General features: G+C 74.0%; 16 protein-coding genes. 10 read left to right on the forward strand and 6 right to left on the reverse strand.

Annotation, left to right across the window (positions count from 1 at the left end; genetic code table 11):
* Positions 1-108: 108 nt before the first annotated feature.
* Complete coding sequence (locus tag OG904_RS19955) at positions 109-1,356, reverse strand: ROK family transcriptional regulator (protein WP_405492815.1); 1,248 nt, start codon at positions 1,354-1,356, stop codon at positions 109-111.
* Between the two features lie 182 nt (positions 1,357-1,538).
* Positions 1,539-2,633 carry a mechanosensitive ion channel family protein gene (locus OG904_RS19960; protein ID WP_405492817.1) on the reverse strand — a complete coding sequence of 365 codons (1,095 nt, stop codon included), beginning with the start codon at positions 2,631-2,633 and terminating at the stop codon, positions 1,539-1,541.
* Positions 2,634-2,893: 260 nt separating this feature from the next.
* On the opposite strand from OG904_RS19960, the gene OG904_RS19965 reads away from it, so the two are divergent.
* Positions 2,894-3,448 carry an HNH endonuclease gene (locus tag OG904_RS19965; RefSeq protein WP_405492819.1) on the forward strand — a complete coding sequence of 185 codons (555 nt, stop codon included), beginning with the start codon at positions 2,894-2,896 and terminating at the stop codon, positions 3,446-3,448.
* Positions 3,449-3,768: 320 nt separating this feature from the next.
* Here OG904_RS19965 and OG904_RS19970 read toward each other — a convergent pair whose 3' ends face one another.
* Positions 3,769-6,876 carry a beta-N-acetylglucosaminidase domain-containing protein gene (locus OG904_RS19970; protein ID WP_405492821.1) on the reverse strand — a complete coding sequence of 1,036 codons (3,108 nt, stop codon included), beginning with the start codon at positions 6,874-6,876 and terminating at the stop codon, positions 3,769-3,771.
* 246 nt (positions 6,877-7,122) lie between these two features.
* Between OG904_RS19970 and OG904_RS19975 the strand changes: the two genes are divergently transcribed.
* Genes OG904_RS19975 through OG904_RS19985 form a run of 3 tightly spaced genes read left to right on the forward strand, consistent with a single transcriptional unit; the run spans position 7,123 to position 9,761 of the window.
* Positions 7,123-7,347 (forward strand): hypothetical protein, encoded by a 225-nt coding sequence (locus tag OG904_RS19975; RefSeq protein ID WP_405498135.1) that lies wholly within the window; start codon positions 7,123-7,125, stop codon positions 7,345-7,347.
* A gap of 12 nt (positions 7,348-7,359) precedes the next feature.
* Positions 7,360-9,501 (forward strand): 4-alpha-glucanotransferase, encoded by a 2,142-nt coding sequence (locus OG904_RS19980; RefSeq protein WP_405492823.1) that lies wholly within the window; start codon positions 7,360-7,362, stop codon positions 9,499-9,501.
* A 20-nt stretch (positions 9,502-9,521) separates the two neighbouring features.
* Positions 9,522-9,761, forward strand: coding sequence for a hypothetical protein (locus OG904_RS19985; RefSeq protein ID WP_405492825.1), 240 nt, complete (start codon positions 9,522-9,524; stop codon positions 9,759-9,761).
* 126 nt (positions 9,762-9,887) lie between these two features.
* Here OG904_RS19985 and OG904_RS19990 read toward each other — a convergent pair whose 3' ends face one another.
* Positions 9,888-10,403: a MarR family winged helix-turn-helix transcriptional regulator gene (locus tag OG904_RS19990; protein WP_405492827.1), complete on the reverse strand. Its 516-nt coding sequence runs from the start codon at positions 10,401-10,403 to the stop codon at positions 9,888-9,890.
* Positions 10,404-10,519: 116 nt separating this feature from the next.
* On the opposite strand from OG904_RS19990, the gene OG904_RS19995 reads away from it, so the two are divergent.
* From OG904_RS19995 to OG904_RS20010, 4 genes are read left to right on the forward strand one after another with little or no spacing between them, the layout of a single operon-like run.
* On the forward strand, positions 10,520-11,461 hold the full coding sequence (locus OG904_RS19995; protein WP_405492829.1) for an EamA family transporter: 942 nt from the start codon (positions 10,520-10,522) through the stop codon (positions 11,459-11,461).
* Positions 11,462-11,512: 51 nt separating this feature from the next.
* Positions 11,513-12,442, forward strand: coding sequence for a DMT family transporter (locus tag OG904_RS20000; protein ID WP_405492831.1), 930 nt, complete (start codon positions 11,513-11,515; stop codon positions 12,440-12,442).
* A 10-nt stretch (positions 12,443-12,452) separates the two neighbouring features.
* On the forward strand, positions 12,453-13,349 hold the full coding sequence (locus OG904_RS20005; protein WP_405492833.1) for a LysR family transcriptional regulator: 897 nt from the start codon (positions 12,453-12,455) through the stop codon (positions 13,347-13,349).
* Between the two features lie 43 nt (positions 13,350-13,392).
* Positions 13,393-15,177, forward strand: a complete 1,785-nt coding sequence (locus OG904_RS20010) for an FG-GAP-like repeat-containing protein (RefSeq protein WP_405492835.1) — start codon at positions 13,393-13,395, stop codon at positions 15,175-15,177.
* A 97-nt stretch (positions 15,178-15,274) separates the two neighbouring features.
* Here the strand turns inward: OG904_RS20010 and pepN are convergent, their stop codons facing one another.
* Positions 15,275-17,851, reverse strand: a complete 2,577-nt coding sequence (gene pepN / locus OG904_RS20015; protein ID WP_405492837.1) for an aminopeptidase N — start codon at positions 17,849-17,851, stop codon at positions 15,275-15,277.
* A 138-nt stretch (positions 17,852-17,989) separates the two neighbouring features.
* Between pepN and OG904_RS20020 the strand changes: the two genes are divergently transcribed.
* Positions 17,990-18,487, forward strand: coding sequence for a DUF1203 domain-containing protein (locus tag OG904_RS20020; protein WP_405492839.1), 498 nt, complete (start codon positions 17,990-17,992; stop codon positions 18,485-18,487).
* Between the two features lie 77 nt (positions 18,488-18,564).
* Here the strand turns inward: OG904_RS20020 and OG904_RS20025 are convergent, their stop codons facing one another.
* The gene (locus tag OG904_RS20025; protein ID WP_405492841.1) at positions 18,565-19,593 is read right to left on the reverse strand and encodes an aspartate-semialdehyde dehydrogenase; all 1,029 of its coding nucleotides are present in this window, start codon (positions 19,591-19,593) and stop codon (positions 18,565-18,567) included.
* A gap of 251 nt (positions 19,594-19,844) precedes the next feature.
* Between OG904_RS20025 and OG904_RS20030 the strand changes: the two genes are divergently transcribed.
* The gene (locus OG904_RS20030; protein ID WP_405492843.1) at positions 19,845-21,332 is read left to right on the forward strand and encodes a M28 family metallopeptidase; all 1,488 of its coding nucleotides are present in this window, start codon (positions 19,845-19,847) and stop codon (positions 21,330-21,332) included.
* The last annotated feature ends 26 nt before the right edge of the window (positions 21,333-21,358 follow it).

The following is a 21,358-nucleotide window of genomic DNA, read 5'->3' on the forward strand; positions in this document are numbered from 1 at the left end:
GCAGTCCCGGGGTCAGGCAGTCCGGGGGCCGGGGGTCCGGCAGTCCGGGGGTCCGGGGGCCCGGGGCCGGGGGCCCGGCAGTCCCGGGGTCCGGCGGTTGGGCGCGGTTCAGCGGCGGGAGGTGTCGAAGACCTCGTCCCGGGTGGCCGCGAGGGCCCGCTCCAGTGCCCCGCGCAGCACGGGCCGTTCCCGTACCTCTCCGGTGACGAGCACCGGCAGGGACGGGGCGAGGTCGGCGAGCTCGGCTTCGAGGAGTCCGCGCAGCGGTTCCCCGCCGGCGATGGTCAGGGCGCCGGAGAGGACCACGACCTCCGGGTCCAGGACGGCGACCAGCGAGGCGAGACCGGTGGCGAGCGCGGTGGCGTACTCCCGCAGGAGCTCCAGGTTGGCCCCCTCCGGCGCGGCGGCGGCCTGGGCCAGCAGCGCGGCCGCCGCTTCGACCATCGCCCCGGACTCCGCCCCGTGCACCGACCCGAGCACCGATCCGGCTCCGGCCGCCGTGGCGGGCGGGGCCTCGATGCCGAGGCGGGCCGCCATCGAGGGCAGCACCTGCACGCCGGCCAGTTCCTGGTAGCCGCCGGAGTTGACCCGGGTGACCTGGCGGACCAGCGGGTGGCCGGCGACCGGCAGGAAGCCGACCTCGCCGGCGCCCCCGGTCCAGCCGCGGTGCAGCCGGCCGCCGAGGACGAGGGCGGCGCCGAGGCCCTCCTCGTTCCACAGCAGGACGAAGTCCTCGTGGCCGCGGGCCGCGCCGAGGCTCTGCTCGGCCACGGCGGCGAGGTTGACGTCGTTCTCGTACTCGACCGGCATGGGCAGGGCGGCGGCGAGCTCCTCCAGGAGCGTGGGGGACTGCCAGCCCGGCAGGTGGTCGGCGTAGCGCAGCACACCGGTGCGCGGGTCGAAGGAGCCGGGGGTGGCGATGACCAGCCGGTGGATGTCGCCGAGGGTCAGCCCGGCGTCCTTCACGGCCTCGCCGAGCGCGCGGTTGACCTGGGCGACCGGCCCGGTGCCCTCGGCGTACGGGAGCTCGTGGCTGCCGATCACCTCGCCGGTGAGGTCGGCGACGGAGGCGAGGATCCGGCCCGGGGTGACGTCGAGTCCGGCGACGTGCGCGGCCGTCGCGTTGACGGCGTAGAGCTGTGCGTTGGGTCCGGGGCGGCCGGTGGCGGTGCCGGTGGCGACGACGAGTCCGGCGGCCTCCAGCCGGGCGAGCAGCTGGGAGGCGGTGGGCTTCGAGAGCCCGGTGAGGTGCCCGATCCGGGTCCGGGACAGCGGACCGTGCGTCAGCAGGAGCTCGAGGGCGGCCCGGTCGTTCAGGGCGCGCAACAGGCTGGGCGTACCGGGGGTGGCGGGCATGGGGTGTTTTCTCCCTCACCGAAGTGAACTGTTAGGTAAGTTTCCTATCAGCGTGTGAGCCGTGTCAATGGCGGTGCCGAGACCGTGCTCCCCGTACTGAACATGCCGCTGCCCCCGCAGGTCGAACCTGCGGGGGCAGCGGTGCACTCGTGTGCGGGGTGGTGCCGGAGTCGTTCGCGGGGCTACTTGCTGATGCGCGGACCGGAGCCCGGGCCGCCCAGAGCCGACTGCGGGATGGGCGCGGTGGCCAGGGACTGCGGCGAGGCCGGGTTCGCCAGCGCCGACGGCGCGGCGACGGCGGCCGACGGATCGGCCGGGGCCTCGTCCTCACCGGAAGCCGGCCCCCCGACGATCCCGATGCCCGCGGCGGCGAAGGCGTCCTTGATCCGCCAGCGCAGTTCGCGCTCCACGGCGAACTGCTGGCCCGGCATCGTCTTGGCCGCCACCTTCACCGTCATCGAGGCGAGCAGCACCTCGTCCAGGCCCAGCACCTCCACGGGACCCCACAGCCGCTCGTCCCACGGGGACTCCTTGGCCATGGTGTCGGCGATCTCCTGGATGACCTCACGGATGTGGGAGAGGCTCTCGCCCGGCTTGACCTGCACGGCCACGCCCGCCGTGGCCCAGCCCTGGCTGAGGTTGCCGATCCGCTTGATCTCACCGTTGCGGACGTACCAGATCTCACCGCTGTCGCCGCGCAGCTTGGTCACGCGCAGGCCCACCTCGACGACCTCGCCCGAGGCCACCCCCGCGTCGATCTTGTCGCCGACCCCGTACTGGTCCTCGAGGATCATGAAGACGCCGGAGAGGAAGTCCGTGACCAGGTTCCGGGCGCCGAAACCGATCGCCACACCGGCCACACCGGCGCTCGCCAGCAGCGGGCCCAGGTTGATGTCGAGCGCGCCGAGCACCATCAGCCCGGCCGTACCGAGGATCAGGAACGAAGCCACCGAACGCAGCACCGAACCGATCGCCTCGGAGCGCTGGCGCCGCCGCTCGGCGTTGACCAGCAGCCCGCCCAGGGCCGTGCCCTCGACGGCCTCGGCGCCGCGGTTCATCCGGGTTATCAGCTTGGTCAGCGATTTGCGGACCACCGAGCGCAGGGCGAAGGCGATGACCAGGATGAGGAGGATCCGCAGGCCCAGGTAAAGCCATCCGGCCCAGTTCTCCTCGATGAAACTGGCCGCGTTCGTGACGTTCTCGTGCGTCTCTCTGATCGTTTCGGCCGCGTCGGGGGTCTCGGCTGCGAGCGGGAACAGGGCGGCAGGCCAGGGCACGGCAGGAACCTCCAGATGTGGCGTCCTGCCCGCGGAGCAGAGGTGCGGGCAGACCAACCACCCTAACGGGGCACTCGCCCTAGCTTGTTGCCGTGTTCGAGGGAGAGACCAGACTCACGCGGGGATGAAGCGGGTGTGGTCGAAAACACCCCGGACCCGTTACGGGCGCGTGGTGGCGCTTCGACCAGCCGTAAGGGGAGACTGGAAAGCAGATCGTCCCGGCGCGAGCCACGCGCCGCCGGCGTACAAGGAGGCAGTCCGTGCCGCACGTCCTGGTCCTCAACGCGTCGTACGAGCCCCTCGGCGTCGTACCGCTCCGTCGCGCGCTCGTCCTCGTCCTGGAGAACAAAGCGATCTCCCTGGAAGAATCCGGCGCCTTTCTGCACAGCGCGACAAGGGCCGTCCCCGCTCCCAGCGTGGTTCGGCTCAAGCGCTTCGTGCGGGTCCCCTACCGGGGGCCCGTTCCACTCACCCGCCGCGCGCTGTTCGCCCGGGACGGCGGCCGCTGCATGTACTGCGGGGCCGTCGCCACCAGCGTCGACCACGTCATCCCGCGCAGCCGGGGAGGGCAGCACGCCTGGGACAACGTCGTCGCCGCGTGCCGCCGCTGCAACCACGTCAAGGCGGACCGGCACCTCGTCGACCTCGGCTGGCGCCTGCGCCACCAGCCGGCTCCGCCGTCGGGGCTGGCCTGGCGGATCATCGGCACGGGGCACCGGGATCCGTGCTGGATGCCGTACCTCCAGCCGTACGGCGCGGACGACGCGCTGGACCGCATCGGCGTCCCCGCGACCGCCACGGCCGTGGCCTCGTGATTTTTGACGCGTCCCTCGCACCGCTCAGCGCCGGCGCGCTTCCCGGGCTTCGGGTCGCCGCGCCGGACTCCGTCCGGCGGGGGCCGAGCGGGGGTGCGGCCACTGCCGTCCTGGCGTGAGCTCCGGTGGGCGGGTGCGGGTGGTGTGCCCTGCGGGGCGGAGGTCCCCTACCCGCCCTTCGCCCGTTCCCCGGGCTCCGCCCAGACCCTCCCCCAGCTACCGCTGGGGGTGCCCCCTGCCTCAAACGCCGGCGGGGCGGGAGCTCCGGGGAACGGTGGAAGGGCCGGTGGGGGACGGCCCCGCAGGGTTCCGGGCCCCGGCTACGGGGTCAGTGCGAAGGCCTCCGCCCCGAGGAGGCTGCAGCCGTAGCGGGTGGCGCGGGCCTCGCAGGTGACCCGGACGTAGCGGGCCGGGGGAGCCGCCGGGTCCAGACGGACCGAGTCCACCCCGCCCCGGGAGGCGACCGTCGCCGACGGGTACCAGCTGACCCCGTCCGCGGAGGTCTCGACCCGGAAGCGGGACGGGTACGCCTCCTGCCACCGCAGCCGCAGCAGCCCGATCCGGGCCGGCGCGGCCAGCCGCGCCTGCCACCACGCCCCGTCGACCGCGGGCGAGGACCACCGGGTGAGCACGGAGTCGTCCAGCGCCGCCGAAGCCGGGAACTGCGGGGTCTCGTCGGCCGAGGAGGAGGCCACCGCCGAGCGCAGCAGGTTCGGGCCGCCCGTACGGGGATGCGCACGGACCTTCAGGGTGCGGGTCTCGGAGCCGAAGGCGACCGGGACCTCGTAGGTGCCCGGCGCCGTGCCCGCGGCCACCACGACCTCGACCGGGACCGACACCCGGGTGCCGCGCGGGGCCACGGCCGTCCCCGGCAGGCGGACCTCGATGCCCGGCGGCGGCGTCGCCGACAGGGGCCCGCGCACCTCGCCGGGGCGCAGCGCGGACAGTTCCGCCGCCACCCCCTGCGGAGCCCCGCCGATCTCCGCGTCCACCGCGTCCGCCAGTTCGAAGCGGGCCTCTGGGCCGTCCGCCGGCCACGGGACCACGCCGTGCACGGCCGGAGCCGGGCCCGACCAGCTGAGCCGGACCGCGTCGGCCCGCAGGCCGCCCACCTCGGCCTGGGTCCAGCCCGACGCCGCCGCTTCCGCGACCTTGCGCCAGCCCTCGCCCGGCACGTGCGCCTCGACCGCCGCGCCCCGGCTCCCGGGCGGCAGCGGATCGGTCATCACCGTCACCACCGAAACCGGGCGGGCGCCGGACAGCCGGACCGTCCACGCGTCGGGCTGCCGGCTCACCGTGCCGGGCTCGCTGGCCGCGCCGGTCCAGGTGTCGGCCTCGGCCGCGGCACGGTCGAGGAAGGGGTCCAGCACCGCCGTGTCCACGCGGGCGGTGTCCGGGCCGGACAGCTCCGCGCGGGCGGCGGTCAGGGCCTGCGAGGCCTGCCAGGCCGCCGCCCCGTCCCCCCGCGCCTGCGCCTGGAGGACGTCGAGGGCCAGCTCCCCGGCCGCCCCGTAGTGCGCGAGCCGCGACAGCCAGGGTCCCGCCTCCTCCGCGAGGCCGGGCAGCCGGTCGGGGGCCTCGCGCAGGACGCGGAAGGCGGCCCGCAGCCGGTCGCCCGCCGCCGGGTCGCCGGCGCCCCGAGCCCGCCAGAACTCTTCCGCCAGCGGGGCCAGGTAGGCCGATTCGGGCTGGGCCAGGCCGGAGGAGGCGTTGTTCCCGGCCAGTGCGGCCAGCGCCGCCCGGGCCCGGGGGTCGGGTCCGGCGAGCGAGGCGACGGCCGCCGCCCAGGAGTCGGCGGCCCGGTAGCCGCGCGGGTTCCAGGTGAAGTCCGCCGCCGTGAACAGCGGGACGCGCGACAGCGTGCCCTGGGGCATCGCGTTGGCCAGGACGGCCGCCGAACCGCTCGCCACCACCGGGTCCCGGCCGACGACCGGGCCGAGGAAGATCCGGCCCGGGTCCCAGTCGTTGACCGGGTAGTTGTCCATGGTGACCAGCGGATGGCCGAGCGACGAGCGCGCCCCGGCCACCTCGCGTCCGGTGATCGTGCGCGGCAGTACGCCGACGCCCGTCCACGCCACCTCCACCCGGCCGTCCAGCGCCCCGGCCAGCGCGGTCCGGTAGGCCGTCGCACCCTCCTGGTAGTACTCCGTCGGCAGCAGCGACAGCGCGGGCGCCCCCGGATAGCGGCGGGCCAGGTGCGCGGCCAGCTCGCCCGCGACCTCCGCGTGCGCCTTCGCGGCCGCGGCGGGGCCCTTCCCGTAGCGCTCCCGGTCGGCCCGGCAGCCCCACTCCGTGTAGCTGACGTCCTGGAACTGCACCTGGAAGGCCCGGAATCCGAGGTCCCACATCGCGTCCAGCTTCCGCGCGAGCGCGGCCCGGTCGGCGGCGGAGGCCAGGCACATCGACTGCCCCGGCGCCACCGCCCAGGCGAGCACCACCTTGTTGGCGCGGGCCCGTTCGGCCAGTGCCCGCAGCTCCGCCGCCCTCGGCGCGGGGTAGTCCCGGCGCCATTGCGTGGTCCGGTACGGGTCGTCGCCGGGCGCGAGCAGCAGCCGGTTCAGCTTCGTGCGGCCCATGAAGTCCACCTGTCCGAGCCGCTGGGCGGCCGTCCACGGAGCCCCGTAGAACCCCTCGGTGATCCCGCGCACGGGTGCGGAGGGCCAGTCCCGCACCAGGACTCCGGGCACCTTGCCGCCGCCCGGGGCCAGCAGCTGGCGCAGCGTCTGCGCCGCGTGGAACAGCCCGTCCTCGCCCGTGCCGGCCAGCGCGACCGTGTCCCGCCCGCCGTCGCGGCCCACCGCGAGCCGGTAGCCGCCGTCCGGCAGGTCGCCCGCCCCGTCCGCGCCCAGGGCCCGCAGCGCCCGCTCCGCTTGCGGTCCCTGGAGCCGTACGACCGGGATCCGCCCGGGCAGCGGCTCCCCTTCGGCCCGCTCGTGCAGGGTCCGTACGCCCGCCCCGCCCAGGGCCTCGCGGACCACCTGGACGGCGTACGGGTCCACGCCGGCGGGCAGCACCAGCACGGCCTCGGCGCCCAGCGCCACTTCGCGCGCCGGATCGGCGGCCATGGACTGCGGGCGCGGCCACACCGCGGGCCCCGCGGCGGCTTCGCGCGCCGGATCGGAGCCGGGGTCGAGCAGCGGGACGGATGCCGTCGTGCCGGTGGGCGCGGGGTCGAGCACCGGAGCGGGCGCGGCGGGAGTGCCGGGCGCAGCGGGTGTGCGGGGCGTGACGGGGTTCCCGGGCGTTCCGGGGGTGCGCGGCGTTGCGGGCGTGCCAGGAGCGTCAGGAGTGCCGGGAGTGCCGGGGGCGAAAGGTGAGGTCGGCGAGGCGAAAGCGGTGGGCGGTCCCACGACCACCGAGCCGCCCAGCAGCGTCCCGATGACGGCGACGGCCGCGGCCGTGGCCCGCTTGCTGCCCCTGAGCTGCACTGAGCCACCTCGTCCCGAGTCGTCCCCCGCTCGTACGAATGGGCCCGACCCCACCATCCGTACGGCCGGGGTGTCAACGTCCGCGGGTGATCTGGCCGGGATCGCGCAGGAATGCGATGCGTCCGACTGGGTATGGCTGCGGTGTTCTCCGGCGGTGTTCCATGGTCCTGACCGATTCTCACGCACAAAGGAGTGCCTGCCGTGAACACCGATGCCGTGAACAGCCGAGGCGTGAACAGCCGTGCCGTGAAGCCCGAGAGCGCCACCACCCCCATACCCGCACCGAAACAGCGCCCGCCGCTCGCCCATCTGCCCGCGCAGGCCGGGCCCGACGAACGGCCCCTCACCAGTGAGCCGTCGCTCGCCGACGCCGCGCACTCGCCGTTGACCAGTGAGCCCCCGCTCGCCTGTGAGGCCCCGCTGACCAGCGAGCCGACCACCCATGCCGCGGCGGCCGCCGCGGGTGACTAGACAAGGAACCTGATGGACGACCTCGCCCGGCTCGCGGCCCTGTACGGAGTCGCCACCACCTACCAGCCCGCCGAGGACGTCACCCTCCGGGTGCCGGAGGCCACCGTGGCCGCGGTGCTGCGGCAGTTGGGGGTGAACACCGACACCCCGGAGTCCGTACGGGCGGAACTGGCCGCGGCCGAACACGACGCGGCGCACCGGCTGCTGCCGCGCGTGCTGGTGTGGTGGGCCGGGTCGAGGCCGCCCGTGGAGCTGGGCACACTGCCGCCGGGGACGCGGACCCGGCTGGAGCCGGAGGAGGGCGCGGGGCCGGGGGCGGGGGCAGGAGCGGGGAAAGGCGCCGGAGAGGGGGCCGGGGAAGGAGCCGGGGAAGAGGCCGGAGACGGGTCCGGGGAAGGCGGGCGCCGGGGCGCCCCCGCGGGCGACCGGGCAGGCGCCGCGGCCGGGCCCTGGGGCGCCGGTGCCGGGACGGTGCAGCCGCCCCTCGGCGTGCACTGGGTCCATGCCGAGGCCCCCGACGGCCGTACCGCCACCGCCACCCTGATCGTGGCCCCCGACCGGGCCCCGGCGGCGCCGGAGCGCACCCACGGGATCCTCGTCCAGCTGTACTCGCTGCTCTCCGAGCGCTCCTGGGGCATGGGGGACCTGGGTGACCTGGCGGAGCTGGCGAGTTGGGCGGGCCGGGTCCACGGAGCCGGCTTCGTCCAGGTCAACCCGCTGCACGCGGCGGTGCCCGGGACCCCGACCGACCCCTCCCCGTACCGGCCGTCCTCGCGCCGGTTCCCCGACCCGGTGCACCTGCGGATCGAGGACGTCCCGGAGTACGCCGCCTGCCCGGACCGCGAGGCCCTCGCCGAACTCGCCGCCCGGGGCGGGGAGCTGCGCCGCGAGGTGCTGGAGAAGGGGGCGCTGATCGACCGGGACGCCGTGTGGGCCCTCAAGCGGGCCGCCCTGGAGCTGCTGTACGCCGTCCCGCGCACCCCCGAACGGGAGGAGGCCTACGGGACCTTCCGCGCCGGGCAGGGCGCCGAGCTCGACCGGCACGCCGCGTGGTGCGCCGCACGGGCCGGGGAGGACCCCGTCGCGGGGGCCGACTTCCACCGCTGGCTGGTCTGGCTGACGGACGCCCAGCTCACCGCCGCCCAGCGGGCCGCCAAGGAGGCCGGGATGGCGGTCGGCATCGTGCACGACCTGGCCGTCGGGGTGCATCCGGAGGGCTCGGACGCCTCCGGAGCCCCCCACTACGCCCGGGCCGTCTCCGTCGGAGCCCCGCCGGACGCCTTCAACGCGCGCGGTCAGGACTGGGGGCTGCCGCCGTGGCGGCCCGACCGGCTGGCCGCGACCGGGTACGAACCCTTCCGGGCCCTGCTGCGCGGGGTGTTCCGGTACGCCGGCGCCCTGCGCATCGACCACGTCATGGGACTCTTCCGGCTCTGGTGGATCCCGGAGGGGACGCCGCCCGCCGAAGGCGCGTACGTCTCGTACGACGGGGAGGCGATGCTCGCCCTGCTGGTCCTGGAGGCCCACCGGGCCGGGGCCCTGGTCATCGGGGAGGACCTGGGCACCGTGCAGCCGGGGGTCCGTCAGGCGCTGGCCCGGCGCGGGGTGCTGGGCACCTCGGTGCTGTGGTTCGAGCGGGACTGGGGAGGCGACGGGCAGCCGCTGGAGCCGGAGCGCTGGCGGTCCGACTGCCTGGCCACCGTGACCACCCACGACCTGCCGCCCACGGCCGCCAAACTGGCCGGCGCCCACGTGGAACTGCGCGACCGGCTCGGCCTGCTGACCCGTCCGCTGGAGCGGGAGCGCGCCGAGGACGCGGCGGACACCGCGCGCTGGCTGGACGTGCTGGAGGACCTCGGGCTCGACACCAAGGGTGAGGAGGCCGCCGTACGGGCCCTGTACGGGTTCCTGCTGCGCACCCCGGCCCGGCTGGTCGGGGTCTGGCTGCCCGACGCGGTGGGGGACCGGCGGCCGCAGAACCTGCCCGGGACCTGGGACCAGTACCCCAATTGGCGGCTTCCGCTCGCCGACGCGGAGGGCCGGCCGCTGACCCTGGCGGCACTGGCCGCCTCCCCGCGCGCGAACGCCCTGCTGGGGGCGGTGCGGGGGCGGGGTGAACCCCGTACGGCACCCCCGGGCGCGCGGGGAGTTTAGGTGTTCGCTACGTTTGCACCGTGGACAAGAAGAACGCTCTGCGCGCCGGCGCCGTCACTGCCGGAACGACGCTGATGATGCTGCTGATGACGTCTCCCGCTCTCGCGCTCACCCGCGACGACGGTGACGACCCGGGTCCGGGCCTGAGCGTCGCCGAGACGCTCGGCCTCTACGTGGCCACGCCGATCGTGCTGTTCCTGGTCATCGCCGGTCTGGTGATGGTCGGCGACAAGTCGCGCAAGCAGCAGAACGAGAGCTGACCCCTTCCCGGGGTCCCCTCGCTCGATCAGAAACTTCCGGGGCGCCGGGGGTCCGCACGGACCCCCGGCGCGCCGTCGTGCCCGCGCACCTTCGTGGAGCGCCCGCAGGGCCCGGACCCGGACCGTCTACGGGACCCCGGCCAGCACCTTGCGCAGCAGGACGGTGAGCGCCGCGACCTCCTCCTCGTCGAGCCCGGTGAGCGCGTCGCGCTGGACCGCCAGACCCGCTGCGACGGCCTCGTCGATGAGCGCGAGGCCGCGGTCGGTGATCGTCACCCGGAGCCCGCGCCGGTCGTCCGGGTCGGGATTGCGGCAGAGCAGTCCGGCCTTCTCCAGTTTGTCCAGCCGTCCCGTCATCCCGCCCGTGGTGAGCATCAGCGTGGCCGACAGCTCGCGGGGCGAGAGGGTGTACGGGGTTCCGCTGCGGCGCAGCGTGGCGACGACGTCGAACTCGCCGCGGGCGATCCCGTAGCGCGCGTAGGCCCGCTCCATCGCGTCGCCCATGGCTTTGGAGATCCGGAAGATCCGGCCGAAGACGGCCATGGGCGTGGTCTCCAGGTCGGGTCGCACCGCGAACCACTGATCGGTGATCGCGTCGACGGGGTCCTTGGCGGGCCCGGCTGCGGGCGTGGGCTCGGTCATGGGCGAAGTATCCGGCTTCCACTTGTTTCTCCGCAAGAAAGTTGCTTGCGGAAAAGTAGCTTAGCGCTAAGCTACTTCCAAGTGAGCTACTCGTCCCTGCCGGAGGAGCGTCCGTCATGAAGCGCGTCACCACCATCGCCCTGACCGCCCTGGCCCCCGTCTCCTGGGGCTCCACCTACGCCGTGGCCTCCGAGCTGCTGCCGCCCGACCGGCCCCTGTTCACCGGGGTGATGCGCGCCCTGCCCGCCGGACTGCTGCTGACGGCCCTGTCCCGCACCCTGCCGAAGGGGCGGTGGTGGTGGAAGGCCGCCGTCCTGGGCGGGCTCAACATCGGCGCCTTCTTCCCGCTGCTGTTCCTCTCCGCCTACCGCCTGCCCGGCGGGGTCGCGGCCGTGCTGGGCTCCGCCGGGCCGCTGTTCGTCGTGGGGCTGGCCGCCCTCCTCCTGGGCGAGCGGGCCCGGCTGCGGACCGTGCTCGCCGCCGTCGTCGCGGCCTTCGGCGTCAGCATGGTGGTGCTGACCGCGCAGGCGGAGCTCGACCTGGTCGGGGTGGCGGCCGGCATCGTCTCCTCCGCCTCGATGGGCGCGGGCACCGTCATGACCAAGCGGTGGGGCCGGCCGGAGGGCGTCGGCCCGCTGGCCATGACCGGCTGGCAGCTCACCGCGGGCGGCCTGATCATCATCCCGATCGCCGTGCTGGTCGAAGGGGCGCCGCCGGCGCTCGACGGCAGGGCCCTCCTCGGCTACGGCTACATGATGCTGATCAACACCGGCATCGCCTACTGGCTCTGGTTCCGCGGCATCGGGCAGCTCAGTGCCACCTCGGTCACCCTCCTGGGCCCGCTCTCCCCGCTGACCGCCGCCGTCATCGGCTGGGCCGCCCTGGGGCAGTCGCTGTCGCCGGTACAGGTGCTGGGGATGGTGATCGCCTTCGGCGCCACCGTCGCGGGGCAGCTCGCGGCGGGCACGGTGCGACCGAAGTCCGAACCGTTCAGTTCTGCTGAAGAAACCGATCGAAATGTTTCGATGGACCTGACGGGTGACTCGATGCGACGGTAGTGCGACGAACCGACACACCGAACTCCGAGGAGGAGACGCACAGTGGCCGTCATGGACCGTGCCCGTACCGTTTCGCAGACAGAGCAGCCCGCCGCCGAGGGCGCCGGGGCCAAGAAGGGGGCCGCCGGACTCGGTGTGCTCCTCGCCCTGCTCGCGACGGTCGTCTGGTCCGGAAGCTTCGTGGCCACCCGCGGCATGGCCGACAGCATCCCGCCCGTCCAGGCCGTCTTCTGGCGCTGGACGATCGCCACCGTCGCCGTCGCCCCCTTCGCCGCCCGCCAGGCCTGGCAGCAGCGGGCCCTGATCCGCAAGCACTTCGGCTACATCGCCCTGGCCACCCTCTTCGGCGTCACCCTCTACAACACCCTCGTGCACCAGGCCGGACTGACCACCTCCGCCTCCAACATGGGCATGATCATGGCCGCCTCGCCGGTCATCATGGCCCTGTACGCCCGACTGGGCGGCGAACGGCTCGGCGCCCGGCGCACCTTCGGCCTGACCCTCGCGGCCTTCGGCGTGCTGCTCCTGGTCGGCAAGGGCTCGATCCGCTTCGACTTCGCCGCCGGCGACCTGTGGATGTTCGGCGCCGCCCTGTCCTTCGCCACGTACAGCGCGCTCCTCAAGCGCAAGCCCGCCGAACTGGGCGGCCTCGCCTTCCTGATCACCACCTTCGTCCTCGGCGCGCTGATGCTGGCCCCCGCGTACGCCGTGTCCGTCAGTGTCCAGGGAGGCTTCCGGGTCACCCCCTCCGCCGCCGGAATGCTCCTCTACGTCGGCGTCTTCTCCTCCGCCGTCGCCTTCTTCGCCTGGAACAAGGCCGTCTCGCTCATCGGCGCCGCCCGCGCCGGAGTCGTCTACTACCTCCAGCCGGTCTGCGTCGCGGGCCTCGGGCTGCTGCTCCTCGGCGAGACCACCGGCCCGGCGCAGCTGCTCTGCATGGCGCTGATCCTGGGCGGCGTGGGTCTGGGTGCCCGGCGGTAGGTTCGGTCCCATGACCGAGTGGGACATCAAGAAGCTGCGGATCCTGCGGACCCTCGCCGAGCAGGGAACCGTGACCGCGACGGCCGAGGCGCTGCACATGACGCCCTCGGCCGTTTCGCAGCAGCTGACCAACCTGGCCAGGCTGCTGGGCGTCCCGCTGCTCGAGGCCCAGGGCCGCCGGGTCCGCCTCACCGCCTCCGCGCACCTCGTACTGCGGCACGCGGAGGCGGTGTTCGCGCAGCTGGAGCGGGCCGACGCCGAACTGGCCGGATACCTCGCCGGGGAGGCCGGGGAGGTGCGGATCGGCGCCTTCTCCACCGCCGTGCCGGTGCTGGTGGTCCCGGCGGTCGCCGCCCTGCGGCTCTCGCACCCCGGCGTGGAGGTCCGCGTACGGGAGACCGAGGCGGCCGAGTCCTACGAGCTGCTGTCCGCCGGGGTCGTGGACCTGGCCCTGTCCCTCGCGGCGCACGCCCCGACCGCCCGGGACCCCCGATTCACCCGCCGGACGCTGCTGGAGGACCCCCTCGACGTGGCCCTGCCCCCGGACCACCCGCTGGCCGGAGCCACGGAGCTGCGGCTCGCGGACCTCTCGCAGGACCCGTGGATCTACGGGGGCAGCGGCCCCTGGTCGGAGATCACCCGCAGCGCCTGCGAGGCCGCGGGGTTCGTACCCGAACAGGCCCACTCGGCTTCGGGGTGGACCGCGATCCTGGCCATGGTCGAAGCGGGCATGGGCGTGGCCCTGGTCCCCCGCATGGTGGCCAGCCGGGCCTCGGGAGTGGCCGTCCGCGTCCTGTCCCACGACCGCCCCACCCGCCACGTCGTCGCCGCCCTGCGCCGCGGCTCGGAATCCGCCCCGGCCGTGGCCCACGTACTGGCCGCGCTGCGGACGGCCGCGGGCGGGTGACCTACGCTTTCCCCTTTGCCTGATCTTTCCGAGGGTGGGGAACATGAGAGGGAAAACGGCGCTCGGGGGGTGGGTGGCCGCCGGACTCGTCCTGGTGGCGGGCCTGTTCGTCGCCGCACTGACGGGACTGACCGGGCTGACGGGACTGGCGGGACTGACGGGACTGACGGGGTCGACGGCACCGGCCGGGCCCGCGAAGGCCGCGGAGGCCGCGAAGGCCGCCGGGGACGCCGCGACCGTACGGACCCTCACGTACAACGTCTGCGGCGCGGCCGCCTGCCAGAGCCCGAAGCAGCTGCACGAATGGGCCGGCGGCCTCGTGCGGGAGATCGACTCCCCGGCGGGGAAGGCCGACGTGGTGGCGCTCCAGGAGATGTGCCGGGGCCAGTACGACGAGCTGCGCCGGGTCCTGCCCGGCTACGCGGGCGTGTGGACCAGCACCCAGAAGGCCACCGGCTGCGCCAAGTGGCCCGGGGCGGGCGGAGACACGAGCTTCGGCCAGGCGCTCCTGATCAAGGGGCACCAGAGCTCGGTCACCGGGATGTCCGCCGTGGTCACCCCGGCCGACCCGGTCCGGATGACGGCGGCCCGCTCCCTGGTCTGCGCGAAGGCTCCCGTCGGCGGGCGCACCGTCCTGGCCTGCGGCGCGCACCTGGCGCAGGACCCCGCCACGCAGAGCGGCACCCCGGTGCTGATGCGCAGCATCGGGGACTGGGCCGCCGGTCTGCCGGTCATCCTGGCCGGGGACTTCAACGCGGTACCCGGCAGCGAGGTCCTCAAGCCCGTCCTCGACGGGTTGCCCGGTTTCCTGTCCCTGGCCGACGCGGCGGCCGCCGATCCGAAACCCACCGCCTGGGACAAGACGAAGGGGGAGTCGGGCGAGTGGGGTCCCAGGATCGACCTCACCTTCTTCAGCGGGCAGGACTTCCGCGACCTTGGCAGCACGGCCGAGGACATCGGGCTGACCCACCACGACCACAAGCTGGTGCGTTCCACCGCCGTCTTCACCGAGCGCCCGCACGCCGAGGGGGACCTCACCGGCGACGGCTCGCCCGACCTGCTCGCCGTGCAGGACGACGGCTCGCTGCGGCTGTACCCGGGGCTCGGCGACGGCCGCTTCGCGCCCTACCGGGTCATCGGCACGGGCGGCTTCGCGGGCGCCGACGTCAGCCACCGCGGGGACTGGAACGGCGACGGCCGGGAGGACGTCATCGCCCGCATCGGCGACGAGCTGTGGATCTACCCCAACAGCGGTGACGGCCGCCTCGGCGACCGGATACCGATGGGCGGACGCCCCGACAAGTGGACGGGCATCACCGTGCTCGCCGCCGGTGACGTGAACGGCGACGGGCAGCCCGACCTCGTCGCCCGCGGCGTCGGCGGCCTGTTCCTGCACGTCGGAGCCACCGGCACCGACCCGGGCCTGCCCCACAAGGCGGAGCCCCTGGCCGGTGCGGAGTGGCAGGACGACGAGATCCTCACGCCCGGCGATGTGAACGGCGACGGCCGCGCCGACCTCTGGGCCCGCTCCGCCGACGGGCGGATCAGCCAGTTCCTGTCCGCCGGGGCCGCGCCGCTTCCCCGGCCCACGGTGATCGGGACCGCCCCCGTGGCCTCGTACCCGCTCGCCGGCACCATCGGCGACGCGAACCGGGACGGCCGCGCCGACCTGCTGCTCACCACCCTCACCACCGGGCCGCAGGGCACCGGCACCGGCACCGGCACCGGCGGACTGAACTACCTCCAGGGCAACGCGGCCGGCACCGGCTTCACCGCGGGCGTGCCCGTCGCGGACGGAGGCTGGCGCGGGACCCGGTCGGTCCGCTGACCGCCCGGCGCGGTGCGCGCGGCACGCGCGGTACGACAAGGGGGCGCCCCCGGTGCAGCACGCACCGGGGGCGCCCCCGTTCCTCCATCCGGGCCGGTCAGGCCCCGGCGGCGGCGTCCGCCGCCTGGGCCCTCAGCGCGCGCTCGACGCCCGCGCGGGACTCCGAGACCAGACGGCGCAGGGCCGCGTTCGGCTCGGCCGAGGCCAGCCAGGCGTCCGTCGCCGCGAGGGTCTCCGCGGAGACCTGGAGGGACGGGTAGAGCCCCACCGCGATCTGCTGGGCGATCTCGTGGCTACGGGTCTCCCAGACCTCCTTGACCGCCGCGAAGTACTTCTCCGTGTACGGGGCCAGGAGCTCGCGCTGGTCGGTCTGGACGAAGCCGCCGATCACCGCCTCCTGCACCGCGTTCGGGAGCGAGTCGCCCTCGACGACCGAGGCCCACGCCTCGGCCTTGGCCTGCGCCGTCGGACGCGCCGCCCGGGCGGTCGCCGCGTGCCGCTCGCCCGCCGCCGTCTTGTCCCGCTCCAGCTCGGCCGCGACGGCCGCCTCGTCGGCGACACCCGTGGCGACCAGGCGCTCCAGGAACGCCCACCGCAGCTCGGTGTCGACTGCCAGGCCCTTGACCTCCGCCGAGCCGTCCAGCAGCGCCGACAGGTAGGTCAGCTGCTCCTCGGTGCGGGCCGTCGCCGCGAACGCGCGGGCCCACGCCAGCTGGTGGTCGCTGCCCGGATCGGCCGCGCGCAGGTGCTCCAGCGTGGCCTCCGTCCAGGTGGCCAGGCCCTCCTCCCGCCACGCCGGGTCGGCGTACAGTTCGACGGCCAGCTTCACCTGGCGGTGCAGCGACTGGACGACGCCGATGTCCGACTCCTTGCCGATGCCCGAGAGCACCAGGGCGAGGTAGTCGCGGGTGGCCAGTTCGCCGTCGCGGGTCATGTCCCAGGCCGAGGCCCAGCACAGTGCGCGCGGCAGCGACTCGGTGAAGTCGCCCAGGTGCGCGGTGACGTTGGCGAGGGACACCTCGTCGAGGCGGACCTTGGCGTACGACAGGTCGTCGTCGTTGAGCAGGACGACGGCCGGGCGGGCAAGGCCGGTCAGCTCCGGTACGGCGGTGAGGCCGCCGTCGATGTCCAGCTCGATCCGGTCGGTGCGGACCAGCTTGCCGTCGGTCAGGTCGTACAGGCCGACCGCGATGCGGTGCGGGCGCAGGACCGGCTCGCCCTTGGCGCCGGCCGGCAGCGCGGGGGCCTCCTGGCGGACCGCGAAGGCCGTGATGGCGCCGGAGGCGTCCGTCTCGATCTCCGGGCGCAGGATGTTGATGCCGGCCGTCTCCAGCCACGCCTTCGACCAGGCGGTCAGGTCGCGGCCGGAGGTCTCCTCCAGGGCGCCCAGCAGGTCCGACAGGCGCGTGTTGCCGAACGCGTGCGCCTTGAAGTACGCCTGCACGCCCTTGAAGAAGGCGTCCTGGCCGACGTAGGCCACGAGCTGCTTGAGCACCGAGGCGCCCTTGGCGTACGTGATGCCGTCGAAGTTGACGAGGACGTCGTCCAGGTCACGGATGTCGGCCATGATCGGGTGCGTGGACGGCAGCTGGTCCTGCCGGTACGCCCAGGTCTTCATGGAGTTGGCGAAGGTGGTCCACGCGTGCGGCCACTTCGATCCCTCGGCGTACGCCTGGCAGGCGATCGAGGTGTAGGTGGCGAACGACTCGTTCAGCCACAGGTCGTTCCACCACTCCATGGTGACCAGGTCACCGAACCACATGTGCGCGAGCTCGTGAAGGATCGTCTCGGCGCGCGTCTCGTACGACGCGTCCGTCACCTTCGAGCGGAAGACGTACTGGTCGCGGATGGTCACCGCACCCGCGTTCTCCATCGCGCCCGCGTTGAACTCCGGCACGAAGAGCTGGTCGTACTTGGCGAAGGGGTAGTCGTAGGCGAACTTCTCCTGGAACCAGGTGAAGCCCTGCCGGGTCACGTCGAAGATCGCGTCGGCGTCGAGGAACTCGGCGAGCGAGGGCCGGCAGTAGATGCCGAGCGGGACGGACTGCCCGTCCGCGCCCTCGTAGGAGCTGTGCACCGCGTGGTACGGGCCGACGATCAGGGCCGTGATGTACGTGGAGATGCGCGGGGTGGGCTCGAAGCGCCAGACGTTGTCGGCCGGGGCCCGGGGCGTCGGGGAGTTCGAGATGACCGTCCAGCCCTCGGGGGCCGTCACGGTGAACCGGAACGTCGCCTTCAGGTCGGGCTGCTCGAAGCTGGCGAAGACGCGGCGCGCGTCCGGGACCTCGAACTGGGTGTACAGGTACGCCTGCTCGTCGACCGGGTCGACGAAGCGGTGCAGACCCTCACCGGTGTTGGTGTACGCGCAGTCGGCGACGACGCGGAGCTCGTTGGCGCCGGCGAGGAGGTGGGGGAGCGTGATCCGGGAATCCCGGAAGACGGCGGCCACGTCCAGGGCCTTGCCGTTGAGGACGACCTCGTGCACGGCCGGGGCGACCAGGTCGATGAAGGTCTCGGCGCCGGCCTCGGCGGACTGGAAGCGCACCGTGGTGACGGAGGGGTACGTGCCGCCCTCCTGTGCTCCGCCGAGATCGAGCTCGATCTCGTAGGAGTCCACGGTGAGCAGCTGTGCGCGCTGCTGAGCCTCTTCACGGGTCAGGTTCGTGCCAGGCACGCGGTCATCTCCTTCGATGGTGACGGTGCTGTCCATCCTTCCACGCGGGCCGGGTCATCGCGCCGGAGTAATCCACGGGCGAACGCGACGTCCGATTTCCGCCAGCTTCGGCCGGTCCGGCCGCGCACCCTGGATCCCATGACCGCTCACACCGCGCTCCCCATCGCCCCGTCCGCCCTCGCCGGCCTGCGCTCCCTCGACGACGCCGGGCGGCCCTGCCTGCCGTACGAGGACCCCGAAGGCGGCGCCCCGCTCCGCTGCTGCCTGCGCCGCAGCGCCCCGGGCGAGCGGATCGCCCTGGTCGCGTACGCCCCGCTGCGCCGCTGGGCCGCCGGGACCGGAGCCGACCCCGGCGCCTACGACGAGCAGGGCCCGGTGTTCATCCACGCGGCCGACTGCGGCGGACCGGCCGGGAGCGCCGGGCACCCCTTCGCCCACCCGGGTGCGCAGCGCACGGCCCGCCGCTACGACGCGGCCGGCCGCATCCTCGGCGGCCGGGTGCTCACCCTCGCCGGGGACCCGGACGCGGTGATCGACCAGGCCCTGACCGAAGCCTTCGCGGACCCGGACACCGCCCTGGTCCACGTCCGCGCGGCCGAATTCGGCTGCTACCTCTTCGAGGTCCGCCGGGCCTAGCCCCCGCGCTGGGGTACACGAACGACACAGGGGCGGCGCCGTGACGGCGCCGCCCCTGTCTCTTCGTGCGTGCGGGATCAGCCGCGCAGCTCCTGCGCGACCAGCTCCGCGATCTGGACCGCGTTCAGCGCGGCGCCCTTGCGGAGGTTGTCGTTGGAGAGGAACAGCGCGAGGCCGTTCTCGGCGGTCTCGTCGACGCGGATGCGGCCCACGTACGAGGCGTCCTTGCCGGCGGCCTGCAGCGGGGTCGGGATCTCCGAGAGCTCGACGCCCGGGGCGGACCCGAGCAGCTCGTAGGCGCGCTCGACGCTCAGGGGGCGGGCGAAGCGGGCGTTGACCTGGAGGGAGTGGCCGGAGAAGACCGGCACGCGCACGCAGGTGCCCGAGACCTTGAGCTCCGGGATCTCCAGGATCTTGCGGGACTCGTTGCGGAGCTTCTGCTCCTCGTCGGTCTCGAAGGAGCCGTCGTCCACGATCGAGCCCGCGAGCGGGACCACGTTGTAGGCGATCGGCCGCTTGTAGACCTGCGGCTCGGGGAACTCCACCGCGCCGCCGTCGAAGGTCAGCTGGTCGGCGGCCTCGGCCACCGCGCAGGCCTGGCCCTTGAGCTCGGCGACGCCCGCCAGGCCCGAGCCGGAAACGGCCTGGTAGGTGGTGGCGATCAGCGCGGTCAGTCCGGCCTCGTCGTGCAGCGGGCGCAGCACCGGCATCGCGGCCATCGTGGTGCAGTTCGGGTTCGCGATGATGCCCTTGGGGCGGTTCGCGATCGCGTGCGGGTTGACCTCGGAGACCACGAGGGGGACCTCGGGGTGGCCGCGCCAGGCGGAGGAGTTGTCGATCACGACGGCGCCCTGTGCGGCGACCTTCTCGGCGAGGGCCCTGGAGGTGGCGCCGCCCGCGGAGAAGAGCACGATGTCCAGGCCGGAGTAGTCGGCCGTGGAGGCGTCCTCGATGGTGATCTCGCGGCCCTCCCATTCGAGGGTGGTGCCGGCCGACCGGGCCGAGGCGAACAGCCGCAGCTCGTCCACCGGGAACTTCCGCTCGGCGAGGATGCCGCGCATGACTCCGCCGACCTGTCCGGTGGCTCCGACGATTCCGACCCTCACGGTGACTCCTCTTGGTACGTACGACGCGGGCGCGCGTGGAGCCATCATGCGTTCGACCCCACGAGGCTTGTCCAATCCATTGTCCGAGGAGCGGACGGTGTTCTGCGTGTGAACCCCCGTGACAACTCCGTGGCGGCCGTGTTGCACCCTCGCCGACCGCCCCTTTTGCCAGCTCGCAGCCGGTTACGGTCCGATCTGTCGCGTCCGCAATCCGGACGATCGTTCCGTACTTCGAACTCGGGAGAACCACCATGCGTGCCATCCGCCACCGGCGCCGGTCCATACCGGCGCTCGCCGCCCTCGCGGCCGCCGTCGCCGCGCCCGTCCTGCTCGCCGCCACCCCGGCGGCCGCCCACCCGCGCGAGGGCCGGCTGGCCAAGGAGCTGGTGGAGGAGGTCACCGCCCGCGGGGCCTACCGGCACCTGGCGAAGTTCCAGCAGATCGCCGACGCCAACGGCGGCAACCGCGCCGCCGGCACCCCCGGCCACGCCGCGTCCGCCGCGTACGTCCACGACACCCTCGCCAAGGCCGGGTACCAGGTCTCGTACCAGGACTTCGACATCTACGACGCGCACACGAAGACGGAGAGGACCACCGTCATCGGCGGCGCGGACCCGCGGGAGCTGGCCACCGCGGCCTTCACCTTCACCAAGTCGACCCCGGCCGGCGGCCTGACCGCCCCGATCGCCCTCGCCCGGGTCGACGAGACCCCGGGCTGCGACGCCGCCGACTACCCGGCCGGCGCCTTCACCGGGAAGATCGCCCTGGTAAAGCGGGGGTCCTGCACCTTCGTGGAGAAGCAGCGGGCCGCCGCCGCGGCGGGCGCGCTCGGCGTGATCGTCTACAACCACAGCGGCACCACCCCGGTGCGGGGCAGCTTCTCCTCGCCCGCCGAGGGGATCATCCCGAGCGCCGGGATCACCCTCGCCGACGGGGAGGCGCTGACCGCGGCCGCCGCCGGGGGAGAGGTGACCGTACGCCTGGACCTGGACCAGGAGCACGTGAAGAAGACCACCCGCAACGTGATCGCCGAGACCAGGGGCGGCCGCGCCGACCGGGTGGTCACGGTCGGCTCCCACCTGGACTCGGTCCCCGGGGGCCCGGGCATCAACGACAACGGTTCCGGCTCGGCCGGCCTGCTGGAGGTGGCCCTCAAGCTGGCGCAGGAGGGCGCCAACAAGAAGGGCAAGGGCAACCCGGCCGCCAACAAGGTCCGCTTCGCCTGGTGGTCGGCGGAGGAGCTCGGCCTGCTGGGCTCCGAGCACTACGTGGCGCAGCTGCCGGAGAAGCAGAAGAAGGACATCGCGCTCTACCTGAACTTCGACATGATCGCCTCGCCGAACCCGGTGCAGTTCGTCTACGACGGCGACGACTCGGACAGGACCGGCGAGGGCGCGGGCCCGGCCGGATCGGCGCAGATCGAGGCGCTGATCAACGGCTTCCTCGACAAGAAGCACAAGCCGCACGAGGGCAGTGACTTCGACGGCCGCTCCGACTACGGCCCGTTCATCGAGAACGGCATCCCGGCCGGCGGCACCTTCACCGGGGCCGAGGGCATCAAGACGCCCGAGCAGGCCAGGCGCCACGGCGGCACGGCCGGGGCCCCGTACGACCCGAACTACCACGGGGCGGGCGACACCCTGAAGAACCTGGACCTCAAGGCCTTCGACACCAACCTGGACGTCATCGCCCACGCGGTCGGTACGTACGCGCAGGACCTGAGCTCGCTCGGGAAGTGAGGCAGGGCCCGAGGGGGGCAAGCGGA

Source organism: Streptomyces sp. NBC_00096 (genome assembly GCF_045041305.1).
Taxonomy (GTDB): domain Bacteria; phylum Actinomycetota; class Actinomycetes; order Streptomycetales; family Streptomycetaceae; genus Streptomyces.

What these genes read in the sequence shown, in the direction of transcription:
- OG904_RS20000 (WP_405492831.1), top strand. Translation starts at nt 11,513, where the DNA reads ATGGACCGTGCCCGTACCGTTTCGCAGACAGAGCAGCCCGCCGCCGAG.
- OG904_RS19955 (WP_405492815.1), bottom strand. Translation starts at nt 1,356, where the DNA reads ATGCCCGCCACCCCCGGTACGCCCAGCCTGTTGCGCGCCCTGAACGAC.
- OG904_RS20010 (WP_405492835.1), top strand. Translation starts at nt 13,393, where the DNA reads ATGAGAGGGAAAACGGCGCTCGGGGGGTGGGTGGCCGCCGGACTCGTC.
- OG904_RS19980 (WP_405492823.1), top strand. Translation starts at nt 7,360, where the DNA reads ATGGACGACCTCGCCCGGCTCGCGGCCCTGTACGGAGTCGCCACCACC.
- OG904_RS19995 (WP_405492829.1), top strand. Translation starts at nt 10,520, where the DNA reads ATGAAGCGCGTCACCACCATCGCCCTGACCGCCCTGGCCCCCGTCTCC.
- OG904_RS20030 (WP_405492843.1), top strand. Translation starts at nt 19,845, where the DNA reads ATGCGTGCCATCCGCCACCGGCGCCGGTCCATACCGGCGCTCGCCGCC.
- OG904_RS19990 (WP_405492827.1), bottom strand. Translation starts at nt 10,403, where the DNA reads ATGACCGAGCCCACGCCCGCAGCCGGGCCCGCCAAGGACCCCGTCGAC.
- OG904_RS20020 (WP_405492839.1), top strand. Translation starts at nt 17,990, where the DNA reads ATGACCGCTCACACCGCGCTCCCCATCGCCCCGTCCGCCCTCGCCGGC.
- OG904_RS20005 (WP_405492833.1), top strand. Translation starts at nt 12,453, where the DNA reads ATGACCGAGTGGGACATCAAGAAGCTGCGGATCCTGCGGACCCTCGCC.